Source organism: Pelagerythrobacter sp. Soil_C_18 (assembly GCF_057657235.1).
This window is the reverse complement of record NZ_JBDGIU010000001.1, coordinates 777,277-794,558: the sequence shown is the minus strand read 5'-3', so window position 1 is coordinate 794,558 and position 17,282 is coordinate 777,277. Positions and strand designations below refer to the sequence as shown.

The window sequence follows — 17,282 nt, the reverse complement described above, 5'->3', positions numbered from 1 at the left end:
CAGGATAATCCCCCCGGTTGCAAAGCGGAACCGTTCGTCGCAAAGGCGATATTGTGCAGATGCGAAATGAAACCTGGTCCGACGACGAAGGCGAGGTCCGCCGGCCCTCCAGCCTGGCGAAACGCCCGCCGATCGGCGAGCGCGAGCTGATCTGGATGATGGCGCTGCTGATGGCGCTCAACGCTTTCGGCATCGACGCGATCCTGCCCGCGCTTGACGATCTCGCGGTCGATCTTGGGATTACGGGCAACAGCCGGCAGTTCGTAGTCGGCGCCTATCTGCTCGCAACCGGTCTCGGCACGCTCGTGCCCGGCAGCTTCGCCGACCGCTTCGGGCGGCGGCCGGTGCTGTTCGTCGCGCTCGGCGCCTATATCGTGTTCTCGATCGCCTGCGCGCTTGCCACCTCGTTCGAAGCGCTGGTCGCGCTGCGCGCGGTGCAGGGCTTCTCCGCCGCCGGCATCGTCGCACTGCCGCCGGCGATCATCCGCGACCGCGTGGGCGGCGATCGCATGGCGCGGATGATGAGCCTGATCTTCGTCATCTTCCTGCTCGTGCCGGCGATCGCACCGAGCATCGGGCAAGGCGTGATTGAGCTGTTCGGCGACTGGCGCTGGATCTTTGCCGTGATGGCCGCTGCTGCCATCCTCATGACGGCGTGGGTCCACTGGCGCCTGCCCGAGACGCTGCATGCCCGCGACCGGCAGGAAATCCGCCTGCGCCCGATCCTGCGCAACATGGCGAGCGCGGTCACCCTGCGAGAGACGATCGGCTACACGCTCGGCAGCGCGCTGGTGTTCGGCGGCCTGTTCGGCTTCATCAACTCGAGCCAGCAGCTCATCGGCGAGGCCTTCGGCGCGGGCGACAGCTTCCCGCTGATCTTCGCCATCTGCGCCGCTTGCATGGCGGTTTCGAACTGGTCGAACTCGCGCATCGTCGAGCGTTTCGGCGCGCGCCGGGTGAGCCATGCGGCGCTGTTCGTGTTCATCGCGGTCGCCGCGCTGCAGCTCTGGTTCGCCAGCCAGCCGGACGAATCGCTGTGGACTTTCGTGCCGCTGATGGCTGCGAACATGAGCCTGCTCGGCTTCATCGGCGCGAACTTCGGTTCGATCGCGCTCCAGCCCTTCCGCCACATCGCGGGTGCCGCCTCCTCGGCACAGGGCTTCCTGCGCATGACCAGCGGCGCGGCGCTGGGCGCGGTGATCGGCTTCGCCTACGATGGCACGGCCCGCCCGCTGGCCCTCGCACTGCTGGTGACAGCGGTGCTGACGCTGGGCTTCGTGCTGTTCAGCGAAAAAGGCGAACTGTTCGGCCCTCCCGTGGCGGACGACGATTGACCTGCACTGCAAGCCCCCTCCTCTGAAGAGGAGGGGAGGTGGGCACTTCAGCGGCCCCGCTACCACTCCCGCCGTCATCCCAGCGAAAGCTGGGATCGCGTGCCACAAAGTCCGACCTGGCGGAGAACGATCCCAGCTTACGCTGGGATGACGGGAAAGTGCGAAGGGGGACTTACTCTCCCACCGGCTCCACCACCGCCAGCAGCGCCTCGACCTGGACTTGCGCGCCTGTGCTGGCGGCGAGCTCCGTCACGGTGCCGTCGAACGGCGCGGTGAGGGCGTGCTCCATCTTCATCGCCTCCAGCACCATCAACCGCTGACCGGCGGTGACGGTGTCCCCTTGCGCCACATCGACCGCGATCACCTTGCCCGGCATCGGCGCGACGATCGCCCCGTCGCTGGCCGAAGCGTGGCCGGTGCCGCGCGCCGCGAGTGAGAAGCGATAGGCCATGCCGGAAGCGAAGGTGACGATCTCCTCGCCGTCCAGGTAGCCGGTGACGACCGGGCCCTCATCCGCATCGGGGCCATCGAAAGACGGCACATCGTCTTCGACCGACACCGTGCCGGCGTGCGCGGTCTCCAGGTCGACAAGGCGCGTTTCGCCCCCGCTCACAAGTGCGACCGAAGCGCGGGGCGGCGCGTTGAGACGGAAACCGGCGAGCGGCTGGTCGAATGCGTCGTCGGTCGCGAGGCGGGCCGCGACGTGCCACACCGCGTCGCTCGGTTCGGCCGAGGGGATGAGATCGTCCCCCGCCGCAGCGATGAACCCGGTATCGAGTTCGCCCGCGCGAAAGGCCCGGCTGTCGAGCGCCCGGCCCAGGAACCCCGCATTGGTGCGCACGGGCCAGACTTCGGTCCCGTTCACCGCCTCCAGCAGGGCGTCGATCGCTTCCTCCCGGTCAGCGCCGTAGCAGACCAGCTTGGCGATCATCGGGTCGTAGAACGGCGACACCGCGCCGCCTTCCTCCACTCCCGTCTCGACGCGATCGGCCGGCCCGAAGTCGAGGTGCTCCAGCGGCCCGGTGCTAGGCAGGAACCCGCTCGAAGGGTCCTCGGCGTAGAGCCGCGCTTCGATCGCGTGCCCGTCGATGCGCAGTTCCTCTTGGCGGAGCGGCACCGGCTCCCCGCTCGCGACCCGTAATTGCCATTCGACCAGATCGACGCCGGTGATCTCCTCGGTCACCGGATGTTCGACCTGCAGGCGGGTGTTCATCTCCATGAAGAAGATGTGGGTCGCGCGCAGGCCCTCGCTGGCATCGGCGATGAACTCGATCGTGCCCGCGCCTTCGTAGTCGACCGCCTTCGCCGCGCGAACCGCGGCGTCGCAGATCGCCTCGCGTGTCGCCTCGTCCATGCCCGGCGCCGGGGCTTCCTCGATCACTTTCTGGTGCCGCCGCTGCAAGGAGCAGTCGCGCTCGAACAGGTGGACGACATTGCCGTGGCTGTCGCCGAACACCTGCACCTCGATATGGCGGGGGGAGGTGATCCACTTCTCCAGCAGGACTTGCGTGTTGCCGAAGCTCGCCTTGGCCTCCCGCCGGCAGGATTCGAGTGCTGCTTCGAACTCGCCCGCGACATCGACCTTGCGCATGCCCTTGCCGCCGCCGCCGGCGACGGCCTTGATCAGCACCGGATAGCCGATCGCATCGGCCTCTTTCGTGAGCCGTTCGACCGACTGGTCCTCGCCCTCGTAACCGGGCGTCACCGGAACGCCGGCGGCGCGCATCAGCTTCTTCGCCGCGTCCTTGAGACCCATCGCGCGAATGCTCTGCGGCTTCGGCCCGACCCAGATCAGCCCCGCGTCGATCACCGCCTGCGCGAAATCGGCATTCTCGGACAGGAAGCCATAGCCGGGATGGACCGCCTGCGCCCCGGTCTGCTGCGCGGCCGTGATGATCTTCTCGCCGACGAGGTAGCTCTCGGCCGCGGGCGAAGGGCCGATATGGACCGCCTCGTCAGCCTGACGGACATGCAGCGCGCGGGCGTCGGCATCGGAGTAGACCGCCACGGTGGCGATTCCCATATCGCGCGCGGTGCGGATGATGCGGCAGGCGATCTCGCCGCGATTGGCGATCAGAAGCTTGGTGATCATAGTTCCTCCCCGGACCGGGGAGGGGGACCATCCGCCTCGGCGGATGGTGGAGGGGGCCCGGCCTCGCGGCAGGCAGCGACAATGGCAGTCACGCAAATCTCCACATCATTCAGCACATCGCGTGCTGGAATTCTCAGGGTCCGCATACCCTGTTGCGCCAGAACTGCGTCGCGCCGCAAGTCTCGCTTCGGCGCGTTCCCCCTCTCGTGCGAGGCGCCATCGACTTCGATGATGAGGCGCGCGGAGAGGCAGGCGAAGTCGGCGACATAGGGATCGAAGGGAACCTGGCGACGAAAGCGAAACCCGCCCGGCCGCTTGCGCAATTCCTGCCACAGCAGGACTTCGGGCAAGCTCATCTGTCGGCGAAGGGCTCGCGCGCGCTTTATGCGCCGAATCGGCTGGCCATCGACGACCCGCAGGCCCCCTCCACCACCCCGGCTCGCGCCGGGGCGGTCCCCCTCCCCGATCCGGGGAGGACTTTCACTCATCCGGCAGGGGATGCATCGGAGGCTTGGCGATCGGGCCGGCCATGCGGACGTCGATCAGGATATCGCCGCGGGTCCACTCCGGCATGGCCTCGGGCGGCTGCGGGCGGTTGCGCAGCGCTTCCCAGAAGGCGCCGAGGACGTGCTTCGTCTTTTCCCAGCGCGAGATCACCACGCGGTGATCCCAGGCCGCCCGGCCGCGTGCGCGAACCTCGCGCCCGATCGCCCCGTAGATGCGCGCGGCGGCGAGCACGGCCCAGCGGCTGCGGAACGGCAGGCGCGTGGTGCCGAGCTTCGCGGCCGCCTCGTGCTGTTCCATCAGCGCGACCAGCCGCGCGGCCATGTCGGCAAGTTCGCCGCGGTGGTGCGGCTTCACGTGCTGGCCCGGCTCGATGTCCTCCTCGACCAACCACTCGATCGGCAGGTAGCAGCGGTCGGCCGCGTCGTCCTCGCCGATGTCGCGGGCGATATTGGCGAGCTGGAAGGCAATGCCGAGGTCGCAGGCGCGGTCGAGCATTTCCGAATCGTCCTTCGGCACACCCATGACCACCGCCATCATCACGCCGACCGCACCCGCGACGTGGTAGCAGTAGCGAGCAAGGTCGCGCTCCGTGCGCGGACGCCAGCCGGCCGCGTCGAGCTCGAAGCCCATGATGACGTCCTCGGCCATCTCGCGCGTCAGCCCGCATTCGCGCGCGACGAGGCCGAAGGCGTCGAACGCCGGGTCGGCCGTGGGCAGGCCTTCGAAAGCGCGCTCGGTCAGCAGGCGAATTGCGCGCAGGCGCTTGTCGGCGTCGGCATGGTCGCCCGGCTCGCCGCCGTGGTCCTGCCCGTCGGCAAGATCGTCGCACCGCCGGCACCAGGCATAGAGCAGCCAGACCCGCTCGCGCGTGGCGCGGTCGAACAGTTCGCTGGCGGTGGCGAAGCTCTGCGATCCTTCGGCGATCGCGTCGTAGGCGTGCTCCACGAGCGACCAGCGCTCGCGCCCACCGCCGGCCTGCGCCGGCGTCGTCCGCAGGATGCGCGACGGCGCCAGCATCCGCGGCACGACCCGGCGTGGGCGGCTCATATCGCCCCCTCCTCTTCAGAGGAGGGGGATGGGGGGTGGTGGCGAGCGGAGCGAGCATCGCAGGCGCCGCAGCACCACCCCGCTGCGACTAGGCTCACCTCCGGTTCGCCAAGTCTCGCTGCCCCTCCTCTGAAGAGGAGGGAGGATCGGGGGCGCGCCGCGATCACAGGTCGCTCGCCTTCATCTGGAAGATCGGGGTGTGCGGTCGGTAAGCGGCCATCCGGTCCAGCAGCGCGGGCAGAGTCGGTTCGGCGATGACGATACCCTGATGCGCGGGCCGGACGAAGCCCACTTCGGCCATGTGCCGGTTGAATACGATCAGATGGTCGTAGAACCCGAAGGCGTTGAGCAGGCCCACGGGTTTGGTGTGATAGCCGAGCTGCGCCCAGCTCACCGCTTCCCACAGCTCGTCCATCGTTCCGACGCCGCCCGGGATGGTGACGAACCCGTCGGAAAGGTCGGTGAAGCGCTGCTTGCGCTCGTGCATGCCGGTGACGGTGTGGAGCTCGGTGCAGTCGGTATTGGCCACTTCGCTGCCGGCGAGCGCATCGGGGATCACTCCGATAACCTCGCCCCCGGCATCGAGCGCCCCGCTCGCCACCGCTCCCATCAGCCCGAGCCGCCCGCCGCCATAGACGACCCCGATCCCCCGCTCCGCCAAGGTGCGCCCGACCTCACGGGCCAGCTCGATGTAACGCGGATCGGCGGGCGTCGCGGACCCGCAATAGACGGCAAGGCGGTTCATGCCGCGCTCTTTGGCCCGGCGCGGCCCATTGGGCAATGATTCACGCAGGCACTCTATCCCTGCCGGCGAGACGGCTGCCGGAGGATCATCCGGCCAGGTCTCCGATCATCAGTCCCGCCGTGGCCTTGGCGCTCGCGACGACGCCGGGGATGCCGGCGCCCGGGTGAGTGCCGGCGCCGACGAGGTAGAAGTTGCCGATCTCGTCGTCGCGGTTGTGGGCGCGGAAATATGCGCTCTGAGTCAGGATCGGCTCGAGGCTGAAGGCGCTGCCGAGGTGCGCATTGAGATCGAGCGCGAAATCGCGCGGGGCGTAGTGGAACTTGGTCACGATCCGGTCGTGGATGTCGGGGATCAGCCGCCGCCCCACTTCATCGAGCACGCGCTTCTCCAGCACCGGGCCCATCTGCTCCCAGTCTATCGCCAGCTTGCCGAGATGCGCCACCGGGATCAGCGCGTAGAAGGTCGAGCGGCCCGGCGGCGCGAGGCCCGGGTCGGTCACAGTCGGGTGGTGGAGATAGATCGAGAAGTCCGCCGGCAGCACGCCGTGCTCGTAGATGTCGGCCAGCAGACCGCGGTAGCGCGGACCGAACAGGATCGTGTGGTGCGGGATGCCCGGCCAGGTCCCCTCGAGCCCGAAGTGGACCACGAACAGGCTCGGCGAGAACCGCTTGCGCGCGAGCTTGCGGGCATAGTGCGCGCCGCGCCGGGTGCGGCGCAGCAGGTCGCGGTAGGTGTGCATCACATCGGCATTGCTGGCCACCGCGTCGAAGCTCTCGCGCCAGCCGCAGCCCGTCTCGACCTCGGTCGCGCGGTTGCCGATCGTGTGCACGCGGGTGACCGCATCGCCGAGCCGCACGGTCCCGCCGAGCCGCTCGAAGTGCCGCACCATGCCCGCGACGAGCCGGTTGGTGCCGCCGCGCGCCCACCACACGCCGCCGTCCTTCTCCAGCTTGTGGATCAGGGCGTAGATCGCGCTCGCGGTCATCGGATTGCCGCCGACCAGCAGGGTGTGGAAGCTGAACGCCTCGCGCAGCTTCTCGTCCTCGATGAAGCGCGAGACCATCGAATAGACCGAGCGCCAGGCCTGGTGCTGGATCAGCGTCGGCGCGGCCTTGAGCATCGACTTGAAGTCGAGGAACGGCACGGCGCCGAACCGCTGGTAGCCGTCGCGATAGACGCCTGCCGAATAGGCGAGAAATTCCTGGTAGCCGGCGACGTCGGCGGCATTGACCTTGGCGATCTCGGCGTTGAGGCTCGCCTCGTCGTTCGAATAGTCGAAGGTCACCCCGTCGGGCCAGTTGAGGCGGTAGAAGGGGGCAACCTTCAGCAGCTCGACGTCTTCGGCCATGTCGTGGCCCGACAGCGTCCACAGCTCGCGCAGGCTGGCCGGATCGGTAATGACGGTCGGCCCGGCATCGAACGTGAAGCCCTCGCGCTCCCACACGTAGGCGCGCCCCCCGGGCTTGTCACGCGCCTCGACCACGGTGGTCGCGATCCCCGCCGACTGCAGCCGGATGGCGAGCGCCAGCCCGCCAAAGCCCGACCCGATCACGCAGGCGCGCTTGCTTCCCATCGGGGCGGGCGCGGCCTGCATCTCTTCCCCGGAAAGCTCCGGAAGGAACGAGGGCTGGGTTTCGGATTCGCTCATCTGCGGGGACCTTGCAGCGGCGCACCCCTGCGTGCAAGCGCGGCTATTGCACGGCTCACCGGAACCGGCGGACGGCCGAGCAGCACGCGCGCCTTGTCGGCCGCGGTCGACCGGGCGGCGTAGAAGCGCTCGACCAGCCCCTCGGGCAGGCGGTAGAAGCGCTCGAACACGCGGTAGCGTGCCTCCGGCCGGGCGGCTCCGAACAGCATCGAACCGAGGCGGCGGTAGAAGCGCGTGCGGCGCCACAGACGCCGCGCGCGGGCGTCGATCAGGGCGGCGAGCTGGTCGCCCGGCAGCCGCGCCTCCGCGGCCACGGCAAGCGCGGTCTCGACCGCAAAGGGCAGCGTGTAGCTCGTCAGCGGATGGAGGAACCCGCCGCGCCCCCCGGCGCGCGCGACGCCCGCCACGGCCGCCTCGCGCTGCCAGGCGGCGAAGTCGCCCCCGGTGATCACCGGCAGCACACCGGTCTCGCCGCCGAGGATCTCGCCCTCGAACCCGTGCTGCAGGCAATAGCGGTCGATGCGGGAGGACAGCGCGCCGCGGTCGAGCTCGGGCCTGTCCTGATAATAGGTATCCTCGACAAACAGCTCGTCGGCGCCGAGCGGGAGGACGTAGACGAAGCGGTAGCCGCCGCGCTGTTCGACCGTGGCATCCATCACGATCGGGCGGGCAATCCCGTGGGGCCGCGCGGTGCGCAGATGGCGGCCCATGAAGACCTGCCACCCGCCGCACAGCTGCGCGCCGGGCACGAAGCCGCGGCAGTCGATCACCGCGCGCGCCGCGATCCGCTCGCCGCTCGCCAGTGTCACGCCCTCGGCATCGAGCGCCGCGACCGCACGCCCGCTCAGCATCGCACCCTCGGGCAGCTCCCGCCGCAGCCCGGCGTCGAACTCGGCGGAGGAAAGCGAGCTGTACCGCGTGCGCAGTGCGCGCACGTAGGCGGGAAAGCGCACCTCGTAGCCGTCCCAGGCAGTCGTGCGGAACCGTGCGAGCAGCGCCGCGCCCTCCGCGTCGAGATCGCTGGCGAACCAGCTCCACCGGTGGTTGCCGCCCAGCACCTCGCCCTGCTCGATCAGCAGCACCGGCATGCCGGGATCCCGGCGATGCAGCGCCAGCGCGATCAGCCCCCCGGCGAGCCCGCCGCCGACGATCGCAATGTCCACCCTGCGCCCGCTCATGCCCTTGGCCTACGGCGCTTTCGCAAGCCGGGCAATCGCCGCGTCCGCCGACCACGCACCGGCGCCGAGCGGTGCGGCAGTGGCAGGGCGCGGCGTAAGGCCCTAGGAACGCGCCGCACGGTTGCACGTTGCAACTTCAACGATAGCGGGGATTTGCATTACAATGAGAATCACATTTCTGGCCGCAGGCGGCGCGCTTGCCGTGCTCGCCTGCCCGGCCCTGGCGGAGGAGAGCGAGGGGCCGCCGCCCTCGGAGCAGACTACCGTCTACGACGGCGACTGGGTGACCGTGGGTGCAGGCGCGGTGTACGCGCCGAGCTACGACGGGTCGGACGACTACGTGATCTTCCCGGTGCCCATGGTCATGGGGCAGATCGGGCCCGTCGGTATCAGCCCGCGCGGCGGCGGCGTGGCGCTCGACTTCATCCCGGATCCGGACGAAGGTGTGGCCTTCGATCTGGGCGTGGCGGTGGGCCTCAACTCCAATCGCGCCGACAAGATCAAGGACCCGGTGGTCGAGGCTGCGGGCGAACTCGATCGCGCGATCGAGATCGGGCCGAGCGCGGGGATCAGCATCCCGGGCGTGCTCAATCCCTACGACAGCCTCTCGTTCAATCTCGACGCGCGATGGGACGTGGCCGGCGCGCACGAGGGCATGGTGATGAGCCCCGGCGTATCCTACTTCACTCCGCTCAGCCGCGGCTTGGCCGGCGCGCTCGCGCTCAGCGCCGAGTACGTCGACGACAGCTATGCCGATTACTACTACTCGGTTTCGCCCACGCAGAGCGCTGCCAGCGGTCTGCCGCTCTATCAGGCGGAGGGCGGCTTCACCAAGGCGGGCGCGACGGCGCTGCTGGCAGTGGATCTCGACGGCAATCTCGCGAACGGCGGTATCTCGCTGTTCGGCGTCGGTGGATATTCACGCATGCTCGGCGATGCCAAGCGCACGCCGTACACCAGCCTGCGCGGCGACGCGGACCAGTTCTTCGCCGCCCTCGGCGTCGGCTACACGTTCTAAACGAAGGGAAAAGGGGCGCGGCCGAAACCGCGCCCCTTCCGTCACTTCTCCGCCGCCTCGATCGCCAGCTCCGGCCGCGGGGCGGGGAGCGGGGCGTCGCGGTCGCCGGTCTTCAGGTAGGTGTCGAACCACTCCATCATCCGCACGTTGTAGTCGTAGCGCGCGGCGGCCTTTGAGTTGCCGTGGCCTTCGCCCGGATAGAGCACCAGCCGCACCGGCGTGTCGGGCTTGCGCGTCTTGATGTGGCGGTAGAGCTCATAGCTCTGCGTCGGCGAGACGCGCGTGTCGCTGTCGCCGTGCATGATCAGCAGCGGGGTCTCCGCCTTGTCGACGTGATAGATCGGGCTGCGTTCGAGCAGGTGATCCCATTCCTCCCACGGCCACTTGCGCTCGTGTACGAGGTACATCTCGTTGGGAATGTCGGTCGTGCCGAACTTGCTGATGTTGTTGGAAATACCGACGAACATGACCCCCGCAGCGAATTCCTGCGAGTAGTAGGTCGAGCCCCAGGCGGTGGCGAACCCGCCGTAGGAGCCGCCGGTGATGCCCACCCGGTCGGGATCGGCAATCCCGGCTTCGACCAGCGCGCGCTTGCCGTCGACGAGGTCGTCGAACTCCTTGCCCGCATAGTCGGCCTGGTGCTGCTTGGCGAAGGCGACGCCGTAGCCGGTCGACCCGCGGTAGTTCGGGATGAACACCGCGTAGCCCTGGCCCGCCGCGACCTGGCCGGGCGAACTGTAATGCGTCTGCCAGCCGTTCGTTTCGTGCGCTTCGGGCCCGCCGTGGACGTCGAAGATCACCGGCGATCCGCCGCGCGCGGGGCCGCCGACCGGCTCGATCAGCACGCCTTCGATCGCCTGCCCGTCGCGCGCGGTGTAGGTGAAGGTGCGCTGTTCGCCCATGTCGATCTCGGCCAGCCACGGGTTGTGCCGGGTCCAGCGGGTGAACCGGCCGTCGGTCACCACGAACAGCTCGGGCGGATGCTCGGGTGAATGCGCCTCGACCGCGATCGTGCCTCCGCCGACTTCCAGATCGCTGAGGATCAGCGCGCCCGGGTCGTGCTCCTCCAGCAGCGCTCCGTCGGCCGAATAGATGCGCAGCACGCTCTGCGTGCCCATGTCGACGATCGCCGCCAGCCGCCCGTCGGGCAGGAATTCGGCATCGTTCGCCGCCTCGGCAGCCCCCGCGTTGAGCGCGCGGTATTCGCCGGTCGCGACGTCTGCGAGGTGCAGCGTGGTCGTCGCCGGATCGTGCGCGTCGACCCCGGCGATCAGCGCGATGCGCCGGCCGTCAGGCGAAATCTCGACGTCGCCCAGCTTGCCCGGCGTTTCGACCACTTCGATCACGCGCCCGCTGGCGAGGTCGATCACGTGCACCCGCTTGGAGGTGTAGCTGTCGTCGACCCGCGGGGAGGGCGCGCTTTCGACGATCGCGGTCTTGCCGCCCGGCGCGACCTGGATCGCGCTGACGTGACCCGGCACGGCAATTGCCTTCGGTGCCGCGTCGGGCTCCGCGCCGACGCGCGCTGCGAACAGGCGGTTGAGCTTGGCTTCCTCTTCGTAGACGACCGCGTCGAACCCGGCTTCCTTGCGCTTGTCGAGCGCCTCGTCGGGCGCGGCTGCGGCGAGCAGGTAGAGCATCGTGCCGTCGGGCGACCAGGCGTAGTCGCGCACGTCGGCCTCGGCGACTTCGGCCAGCTTGCGGTGCCCGCCGCCGTCGACCGGCATTCCCCAGACCGCGCGCTTCTCGTCCTCGGCGGTGTAGAGGAAGCTGATCATCGTTCCGTCGGGCGAGAAGCGGACGGTCGATACGTTCATGTCGGCGGGCAGGAAGGCGCGCACGCTGTCGGGGCCATAGGCGAGCTTGAGCTGCTGCTTGGTCGTCCCGTTCTCCTCACCTTCGGTCACGTCGGGCAGGCGCGCGGTGGTGAAGGCGACGCGGCTTCCGTCGGGCGAGACCGTCAACTCGCCCAGGCTCTCCATCTTCGCCACGTCCTCGGGCGTCATCGGCCGCGCGGCGGCGGTGGCGGCGATCGAGGCGGAACCGAGCAGGGCGGCAAGGGCAAGCAGCTTGCGGGGCATGCGGGGAAATTCCTTTCAACTGAAACCGGCTGCCCCCGGTCATACAGTCTCTCGCGCCGAGGGCAACGGCAGGCCGTGCCGCTCTTGCGCCCGGGCGCGTGGGCGGGCATCAGGCCGGGAAAGGGAGAGGACGCCATATGAAAATCAAAGCCCTGCTTGCCGCCGCCGGTGCGCTGGTCGCCACGCCCGCGCTGGCCGAGACCGTCGTGATCCATGCAGGCGCCGTCGTCACCGATGCCGCGAGCGAGCCGCGCGGCCCGTCCACCATCACGGTGACCGACGGCCGCATCGTCTCGATCGCCGACGGCATCCAGCCGGCGCCCGCCGGGGCCGAAGTCGTTGCGCTGACCGACAAGACCGTGCTGCCGGGCCTGATCGACCTCCACGTCCATCTCACCGGCGACCCGGGCGGCGACTTCTGGAAGGAAGCGGTCGAGCCCGAAGAGTGGGGCGTGGTCGTCGGCGCCAAGAACGCGCGGCTGACCGCGCTCGCCGGCTTCACCACGGTGCGCGAGGCGGGGAGCAGCCAGCACTCCGGCTTCTCGCTGCGCCGCGGGACGGAGGAAGGCATGATCACCGGTCCCCGGATCGTCGCCGCCGGCCCGGCGCTCGCGATCGTTGGCGGGCACGGCGACGTCACCGGCTTCCGGCCGGAAATCAACCAGATCCTCGCCTCCGGCTACGCCTGCACCGGCGCGGTCGAATGCGCGGAGAAAGTCCGCCGCGCCAGCCAGAACGGGGCCGACTGGATCAAGATCACCGCCACCGGCGGGGTGCTCAGCCAGCAGGGCCGCGGCCTCGGCGCGCACTTCACCAGCGAGGAGATGGAGGCGATCGCGGACACCGCGCACTCGCTCGGCCTCAAGGTCATGGCCCACGCCCACGGCGCGCGCGGGATCGAGGCGGCGAGCGTGGCGGGCATCGATACGATCGAGCACGGAACCTACCTCGACGACGGCGCGATTCGGGCGATGAAGGAAAACGGCACCGTGCTCGTGCCCACGCTGATGGCGTTCCAGGGCATTTCCGAACGGCTCGGCACCGGCACCTACACTCCGGTGGTGGAGGAGAAGGTCCGCGCCGTGGCCGAGGCCGCCAAGGTCTTCATGGGCAAGGCGCGCGATGCCGGGGTGACGATCGCCTTCGGCACCGACTCGGGCGTGTTCGAGCACGGCCGCAACGCGCAGGAATTCCGCCTGATGATGGGCCAGGGCATGTCGAGCCGCGAGGCGCTCGCCAGCGCGACCACCGTGGCCGCCGAAGTGCTCGAGATGGAAAACGAGATTGGCCGCCTCGCGCCCGGCTACTCGGCCGACATCATCGCAGTCGCCGGCAACCCGCTGGAGGACGCGACCGTGCTCGAGAACGTCGACTGGGTCATGGTCCGCGGCCGGGTCATCGAATAACCGCTCGTCGACCGGCGGGCCCCGCTCATCGAAGCGCGCCCGCCACCACGGCGCGGCCGTCCTAACGCTGGCCACATAGAATGATTCAGGGGAGATCTCGCATGACCAAGCTTCGCCTCGCGCTCGCCGCGACCACCGCGCTTTCGCTCGCCGCCGCCGTGCCTGCCGCACCGGCCTCCGCCCAGAGCGATACGCCGCCCGCACCTGCCGCGAGCAATGCCCAGTCGGAGCACGACCGGCTCTTCGCGCTGTTCGCGGCGGCGGACGAAAAGCATCTCAAGCTCAACCCGATCTTCGCGCTGTTCCGCGGCGACATGCGCTACGCCGACCGGATCGGCGGCTTCCTGACCGACGAGTACAACGCGCAGACCGTCGCCCATGCGCGCGAGAACCTAGCCGCACTGGGGCAGATCGACCGTGCGGGGCTGAGCGAAACCGACCGCATCGCCTACGACGTGTTCGCGTACAACCAGCAGGAAACGCTCAAGGGCTACACGCCGGAGATTCTCGCGCTCACCGAGACGCGGCCGATCAACCACTTCTCCGGCTTCCACACGTTCTACCCGACCTTCGCCAGCGGGCAGGGCGCGGCGCCGTTCAAGACGCTGGAGGACTACGAGAACAACCTCAAGCGCCACGCCGAATACGTGGAGCTGATCGACCGCTCGATCGCCAAGTTCCGCGAAGGCCAGGCGGCCGGCGTCTACGAGACCAAGCTGACCATCGGCAATGTGATCGAGCAGCTCGATACCCAGCTCGCCATGCCGCTCGAGGAATCGCCGCTCTGGGGGCCGGTCACGATGTTCCCCGAGGGGATCTCCGATGCCGACAAGGCGCGGCTGACCGAGGAGTACCGCACCTCGGTCGAGGCGATCGACGCCGTCCACACGCGCCTGCGCGACTACTTGCGCGACGAATACCTCCCGCAGGCGCGCGACAGCGTCGGCCTCAGCCAGATGAAGGGCGGGGCCAAGCTCTACGAGCACATGATCGAGAGCACGACCACGCTGCCGCTGACCGCCGACTACGTCCACAACCTCGGCCTCAGCGAGGTCGAGCGGATCAAGACCGGGATGGAGCAGATCAAGGCCGAAGTCGGCTTCGAAGGAACGCTCAACGAATTCTTCGACCACGTCCGCACCGATCCGCAGTTCAAGCCGGAGAGCCGCGAGGCGCTGACGCAGAGCTATTACGACATCGGCAAGCAGGTCGACACGAAGATCGGCGACTACTTCTCGCTCGTCCCCAAGACCCCGCTCGAGATCAAACCCTACGAGCCGTTCCGCGAGAAGTTCGAAGCCGGCGGATCGTACATGCCCGGCGCCCCCGACGGTTCGCGCCCCGGCACGTTCTACTTCAATGCCTACGACCTGCCGAGCCGGCTGACGACCGGCAACGTCACGCTCTACCTGCACGAGGGCGCGCCGGGGCATCACTTCCAGATCAGCCTTGCGCAGGAGAACCAGGCGCTGCCCGCCTTCATGCGCTTCGGTGGCTATACCGCCTACAGCGAGGGCTGGGGGCTCTATGCCGAGACGCTCGGCTACGAGATGGGCTTCTTCGACGATCCCTGGAACCGCTACGGCACGCTGCAGGACGAACAACTCCGCGCCATGCGGCTGGTGGTCGATAGCGGCATCCACGCCAAGGGCTGGACCCGCGACCAGGCGATCGCATTCATGCTCGAGAATTCGGGCATGACCCGCACCGAAGTCGTGGCCGAGGTCGAGCGCTACATCGCCATCCCGAGCCAGGCGCTCGCCTACAAGATCGGCGCGCTCAAGATCCAGGAACTGCGTGAGAAGGCCGAAACCGCGCTGGGCGACAAGTTCGACATCAAGGCATTCCACGCCCAGGTGCTCGGGACCGGCCCGCTGCCGCTGCCGGTGCTGGAGAAGAAGATCGACGACTGGATCGCCGCGGGCGGGGCCTGACGCAAGATCCGGCGCCGGCCGCCCCACACCAGCGGGGCGGCCGGCGCTTTCAGACCCGCGTGATCACCCGCACGTCGCCTTCGCGCTTGCGGACATCGACCAACACCTTGTTCCCCGACCGGTGCAGCATGATGTCCGCGCGGCCTTCGCCGACGGTCAGATTGCGCAGAAGGACATCATCGAGGAATTCGGGGAGATGGGGTTCGTCGAACGCGATCTGTCCTACGGCGCCGTCCAGCGACAGGCCTAGGCTCGACTGGATCAGGAACAGCGGCGCCGCCGCCGCCCAGGCCTGCGGAATGCACGACACCGGATAGAACGTGGGGCCCTGCGCCGGCCGGCGGGCGAAACCGCAGAACAGCTCCGGCAGGCGCCGCAGGTCGACGTAAGTCGAGGCGGCGAACAGCCCTTCGAACACCGCCGTGGCCTCTCTGCGGAAGCCGTAACGCGACAGCCCGGCGGCAATGATCGCGTTCTCGTGCGGCCAGATCGATCCGTTGTGATAGCTCATCGGGTTGTAGCGCGGCTGCCCCGCGGCGATCGTGCGGATGCCCCAGCCGGAGAACGATGCCGGTTCCATCAGGGTGCGCGCCGTCTGCAGCGCGCGCTCGGGGAAGGCCAGGCCGGTGAACAGCACGTGGCCCGCGTTCGACGACTTGACCCGGCACGGCTGTTTGCGTCCGTCGAGCGCAAGGACGTAAGTGCCCAGCTCCTCGTCGAAGAAGTCGCGGTCGAAACGGTCGCGCAGCGCCTCCGCCTTCATGCGGTAGACTGCCGCGCCCTCGATATTGCCGAGGCTCGACAGTATGCTCGCGGCAGCCTGCCAGGCGCCGTAGACGTAGGCCTGCACTTCGGCGAGGGCGATGGGACCGGCCGCGAGCGATCCGTCCGCGTGGAAGATCGAATCGTGGCTGTCCTTCCAGCCCTGATTGATCAGGCCTTCGTCCGTATGGCGGCCGTATTCGACATAACCGTCGCCATCCCGGTCGCCGTGCTGTTCGATCCAGTTCAGCGCCGCCTCGATATTCGGCCATAGCGTCTCGAGCAGCGCGGTATCGCCCGTCCGCTCGAGATAGGCGCCGGCGGTCATCACGAACAGCGGCGTGGAATCGATGCTGCCGTAATAGTGGCGGAACGGAACCTCGCCCAGTTCCGCCATTTCCCCCTGGCGGACTTCGTGCAGGATCTTTCCCGGCTCGGCATCGGCGACCGGGTCGAACTCGCGGGCCTGGTGCACCGCGAGATAGCGCAGCACGCCGCGGGCGATCTCGGGATCGAGCCACATCGTCTCGAGCGCGGTGATCAGCGCGTCGCGCCCGAAGACCGTGCTGAACCACGGGATGCCGGCGTAGGGATAGGGCCCATACGGCGTCTCCGTGATCAGCATATAGGTGTCCGCCACGGAACGCTGGGCCGAGCGGTTGAACACCTCGTTCGACGACAGGATCGAAGCGGCGCGGGAGGAGGAATTACGCAGGTTCCGGCGGGCGCTGCGATAGGCGCGGATCAGCTCGCGGCGGAGCGATGCGCCTTCCTCGACCTCGCCGCAGCTTATCCGCACGATCAGCGTCTTGCGCGAACGCGGTTCGAGGTCGAGGCGGAACTGCGCCCGGTTGGCGGCGATCGAGTACGGCTCGGGCTCGAAGCGGATGACGGTTGCCCGATGGACGCCGTCGAGCCCGTCGTAGGCCAGCCGAACCCGGTCGGGTTCGACCGTCGGCTCGTGGAGCGTCCCGCGCCGCTCGCGCTTGCTGCCGCGCACCTCGAACAGGTCGGCGAAGTCGCTTTCGAAATAGAGCTCGAGCGACAGGCTGTGCGCTACGCTGTCGTAGTTTCCGACGGTCAGGCGTTCGTACATTGCGCCCTGCCACAGGAACCGCACGCGGCGGATGTGGATCAGGTCGTTGCTGAGCACTGTCTTCCCGTGCTCGTCGGACAGGTCCGGATTGCTGAGATCGCAGAGGAGCGCGATGTTGTCGTCACGCAGCGATGAGCTCAGCAGGATCGGCCGCGCTCCGCTGAGCGTGAGGTGCAGGTGCGACAGGTGCCGGGTGTCCCGGTGATAGATGCCCTCGGGGCTGCCGGGGCCGGCGATCGCATCGCCGCTGTGGTCGAACACGGCGAATGTGTCGCCGTGCTTCAACGTGCGTGGGCGCCGCTCGTGCAGCGAGGCGGCGGCTGGTATCGCGAACCGTTCGGGGCTCGCGCCCGCGTCCTCGTCCTCGATGGTAGCGTCCACCCCGCGGGGGGTCGCAGATGCGTCCATCCCGTAATCACTCCCGTTACTTGGTT

At 68.7% G+C, this 17,282-nt stretch carries 12 protein-coding genes; 4 read left to right on the top strand and 8 right to left on the bottom strand.

All coding sequences use genetic code 11. The annotated features are described in order from the left end of the window. The first annotated feature begins 59 nt into the window (after positions 1–59). Positions 60–1,334, top strand: a complete 1,275-nt coding sequence (locus AC3A5N_RS03660) for a multidrug effflux MFS transporter (protein ID WP_487735944.1) — start codon at positions 60–62, stop codon at positions 1,332–1,334. 172 nt (positions 1,335–1,506) lie between these two features. On the opposite strand, the gene AC3A5N_RS03655 is transcribed toward AC3A5N_RS03660, so the two are convergent. The 6 genes from AC3A5N_RS03655 to crtY form a co-directional block, all read right to left on the bottom strand. Continuing rightward, the gene (locus tag AC3A5N_RS03655; RefSeq protein ID WP_487735943.1) at positions 1,507–3,426 is read right to left on the bottom strand and encodes an acetyl/propionyl/methylcrotonyl-CoA carboxylase subunit alpha; all 1,920 of its coding nucleotides are present in this window, start codon (positions 3,424–3,426) and stop codon (positions 1,507–1,509) included. Then, on the bottom strand, positions 3,423–3,914 hold the full coding sequence (locus AC3A5N_RS03650; protein ID WP_487735942.1) for an endonuclease domain-containing protein: 492 nt from the start codon (positions 3,912–3,914) through the stop codon (positions 3,423–3,425). The genes AC3A5N_RS03655 and AC3A5N_RS03650 overlap by 4 nt, the downstream gene beginning before the upstream one ends. Next, on the bottom strand, positions 3,907–4,950 hold the full coding sequence (locus tag AC3A5N_RS03645; protein ID WP_487736311.1) for a phytoene/squalene synthase family protein: 1,044 nt from the start codon (positions 4,948–4,950) through the stop codon (positions 3,907–3,909). Before AC3A5N_RS03645 ends, AC3A5N_RS03650 begins: the two co-directional genes overlap by 8 nt. Before the next feature lie 193 nt (positions 4,951–5,143). Continuing rightward, positions 5,144–5,725: an LOG family protein gene (locus tag AC3A5N_RS03640; protein ID WP_487735941.1), complete on the bottom strand. Its 582-nt coding sequence runs from the start codon at positions 5,723–5,725 to the stop codon at positions 5,144–5,146. 85 nt (positions 5,726–5,810) lie between these two features. Then, on the bottom strand, positions 5,811–7,298 hold the full coding sequence (locus tag AC3A5N_RS03635) for a phytoene desaturase (RefSeq protein WP_487736310.1): 1,488 nt from the start codon (positions 7,296–7,298) through the stop codon (positions 5,811–5,813). Between the two features lie 71 nt (positions 7,299–7,369). Then, entirely contained in the window at positions 7,370–8,551 is a 1,182-nt protein-coding gene (crtY, locus tag AC3A5N_RS03630) for a lycopene beta-cyclase CrtY (RefSeq protein WP_487735940.1), read from the bottom strand. A 163-nt stretch (positions 8,552–8,714) separates the two neighbouring features. Here crtY and AC3A5N_RS03625 point away from each other — a divergent pair, with 163 nt between their 5' ends. Next, positions 8,715–9,569: a MipA/OmpV family protein gene (locus tag AC3A5N_RS03625; protein ID WP_487735939.1), complete on the top strand. Its 855-nt coding sequence runs from the start codon at positions 8,715–8,717 to the stop codon at positions 9,567–9,569. A 41-nt stretch (positions 9,570–9,610) separates the two neighbouring features. Here the strand turns inward: AC3A5N_RS03625 and AC3A5N_RS03620 are convergent, their stop codons facing one another. Beyond that, positions 9,611–11,650 carry a S9 family peptidase gene (locus AC3A5N_RS03620; RefSeq protein WP_487735938.1) on the bottom strand — a complete coding sequence of 680 codons (2,040 nt, stop codon included), beginning with the start codon at positions 11,648–11,650 and terminating at the stop codon, positions 9,611–9,613. A 137-nt stretch (positions 11,651–11,787) separates the two neighbouring features. Here AC3A5N_RS03620 and AC3A5N_RS03615 point away from each other — a divergent pair, with 137 nt between their 5' ends. Then, complete coding sequence (locus AC3A5N_RS03615; protein ID WP_487735937.1) at positions 11,788–13,056, top strand: metal-dependent hydrolase family protein; 1,269 nt, start codon at positions 11,788–11,790, stop codon at positions 13,054–13,056. Positions 13,057–13,157: 101 nt separating this feature from the next. Continuing rightward, positions 13,158–14,990: a DUF885 domain-containing protein gene (locus AC3A5N_RS03610; protein ID WP_487735936.1), complete on the top strand. Its 1,833-nt coding sequence runs from the start codon at positions 13,158–13,160 to the stop codon at positions 14,988–14,990. 49 nt (positions 14,991–15,039) lie between these two features. Here AC3A5N_RS03610 and AC3A5N_RS03605 read toward each other — a convergent pair whose 3' ends face one another. Further along, complete coding sequence (locus AC3A5N_RS03605) at positions 15,040–17,256, bottom strand: amylo-alpha-1,6-glucosidase (RefSeq protein ID WP_487735935.1); 2,217 nt, start codon at positions 17,254–17,256, stop codon at positions 15,040–15,042. Positions 17,257–17,282: the final 26 nt, after the last annotated feature.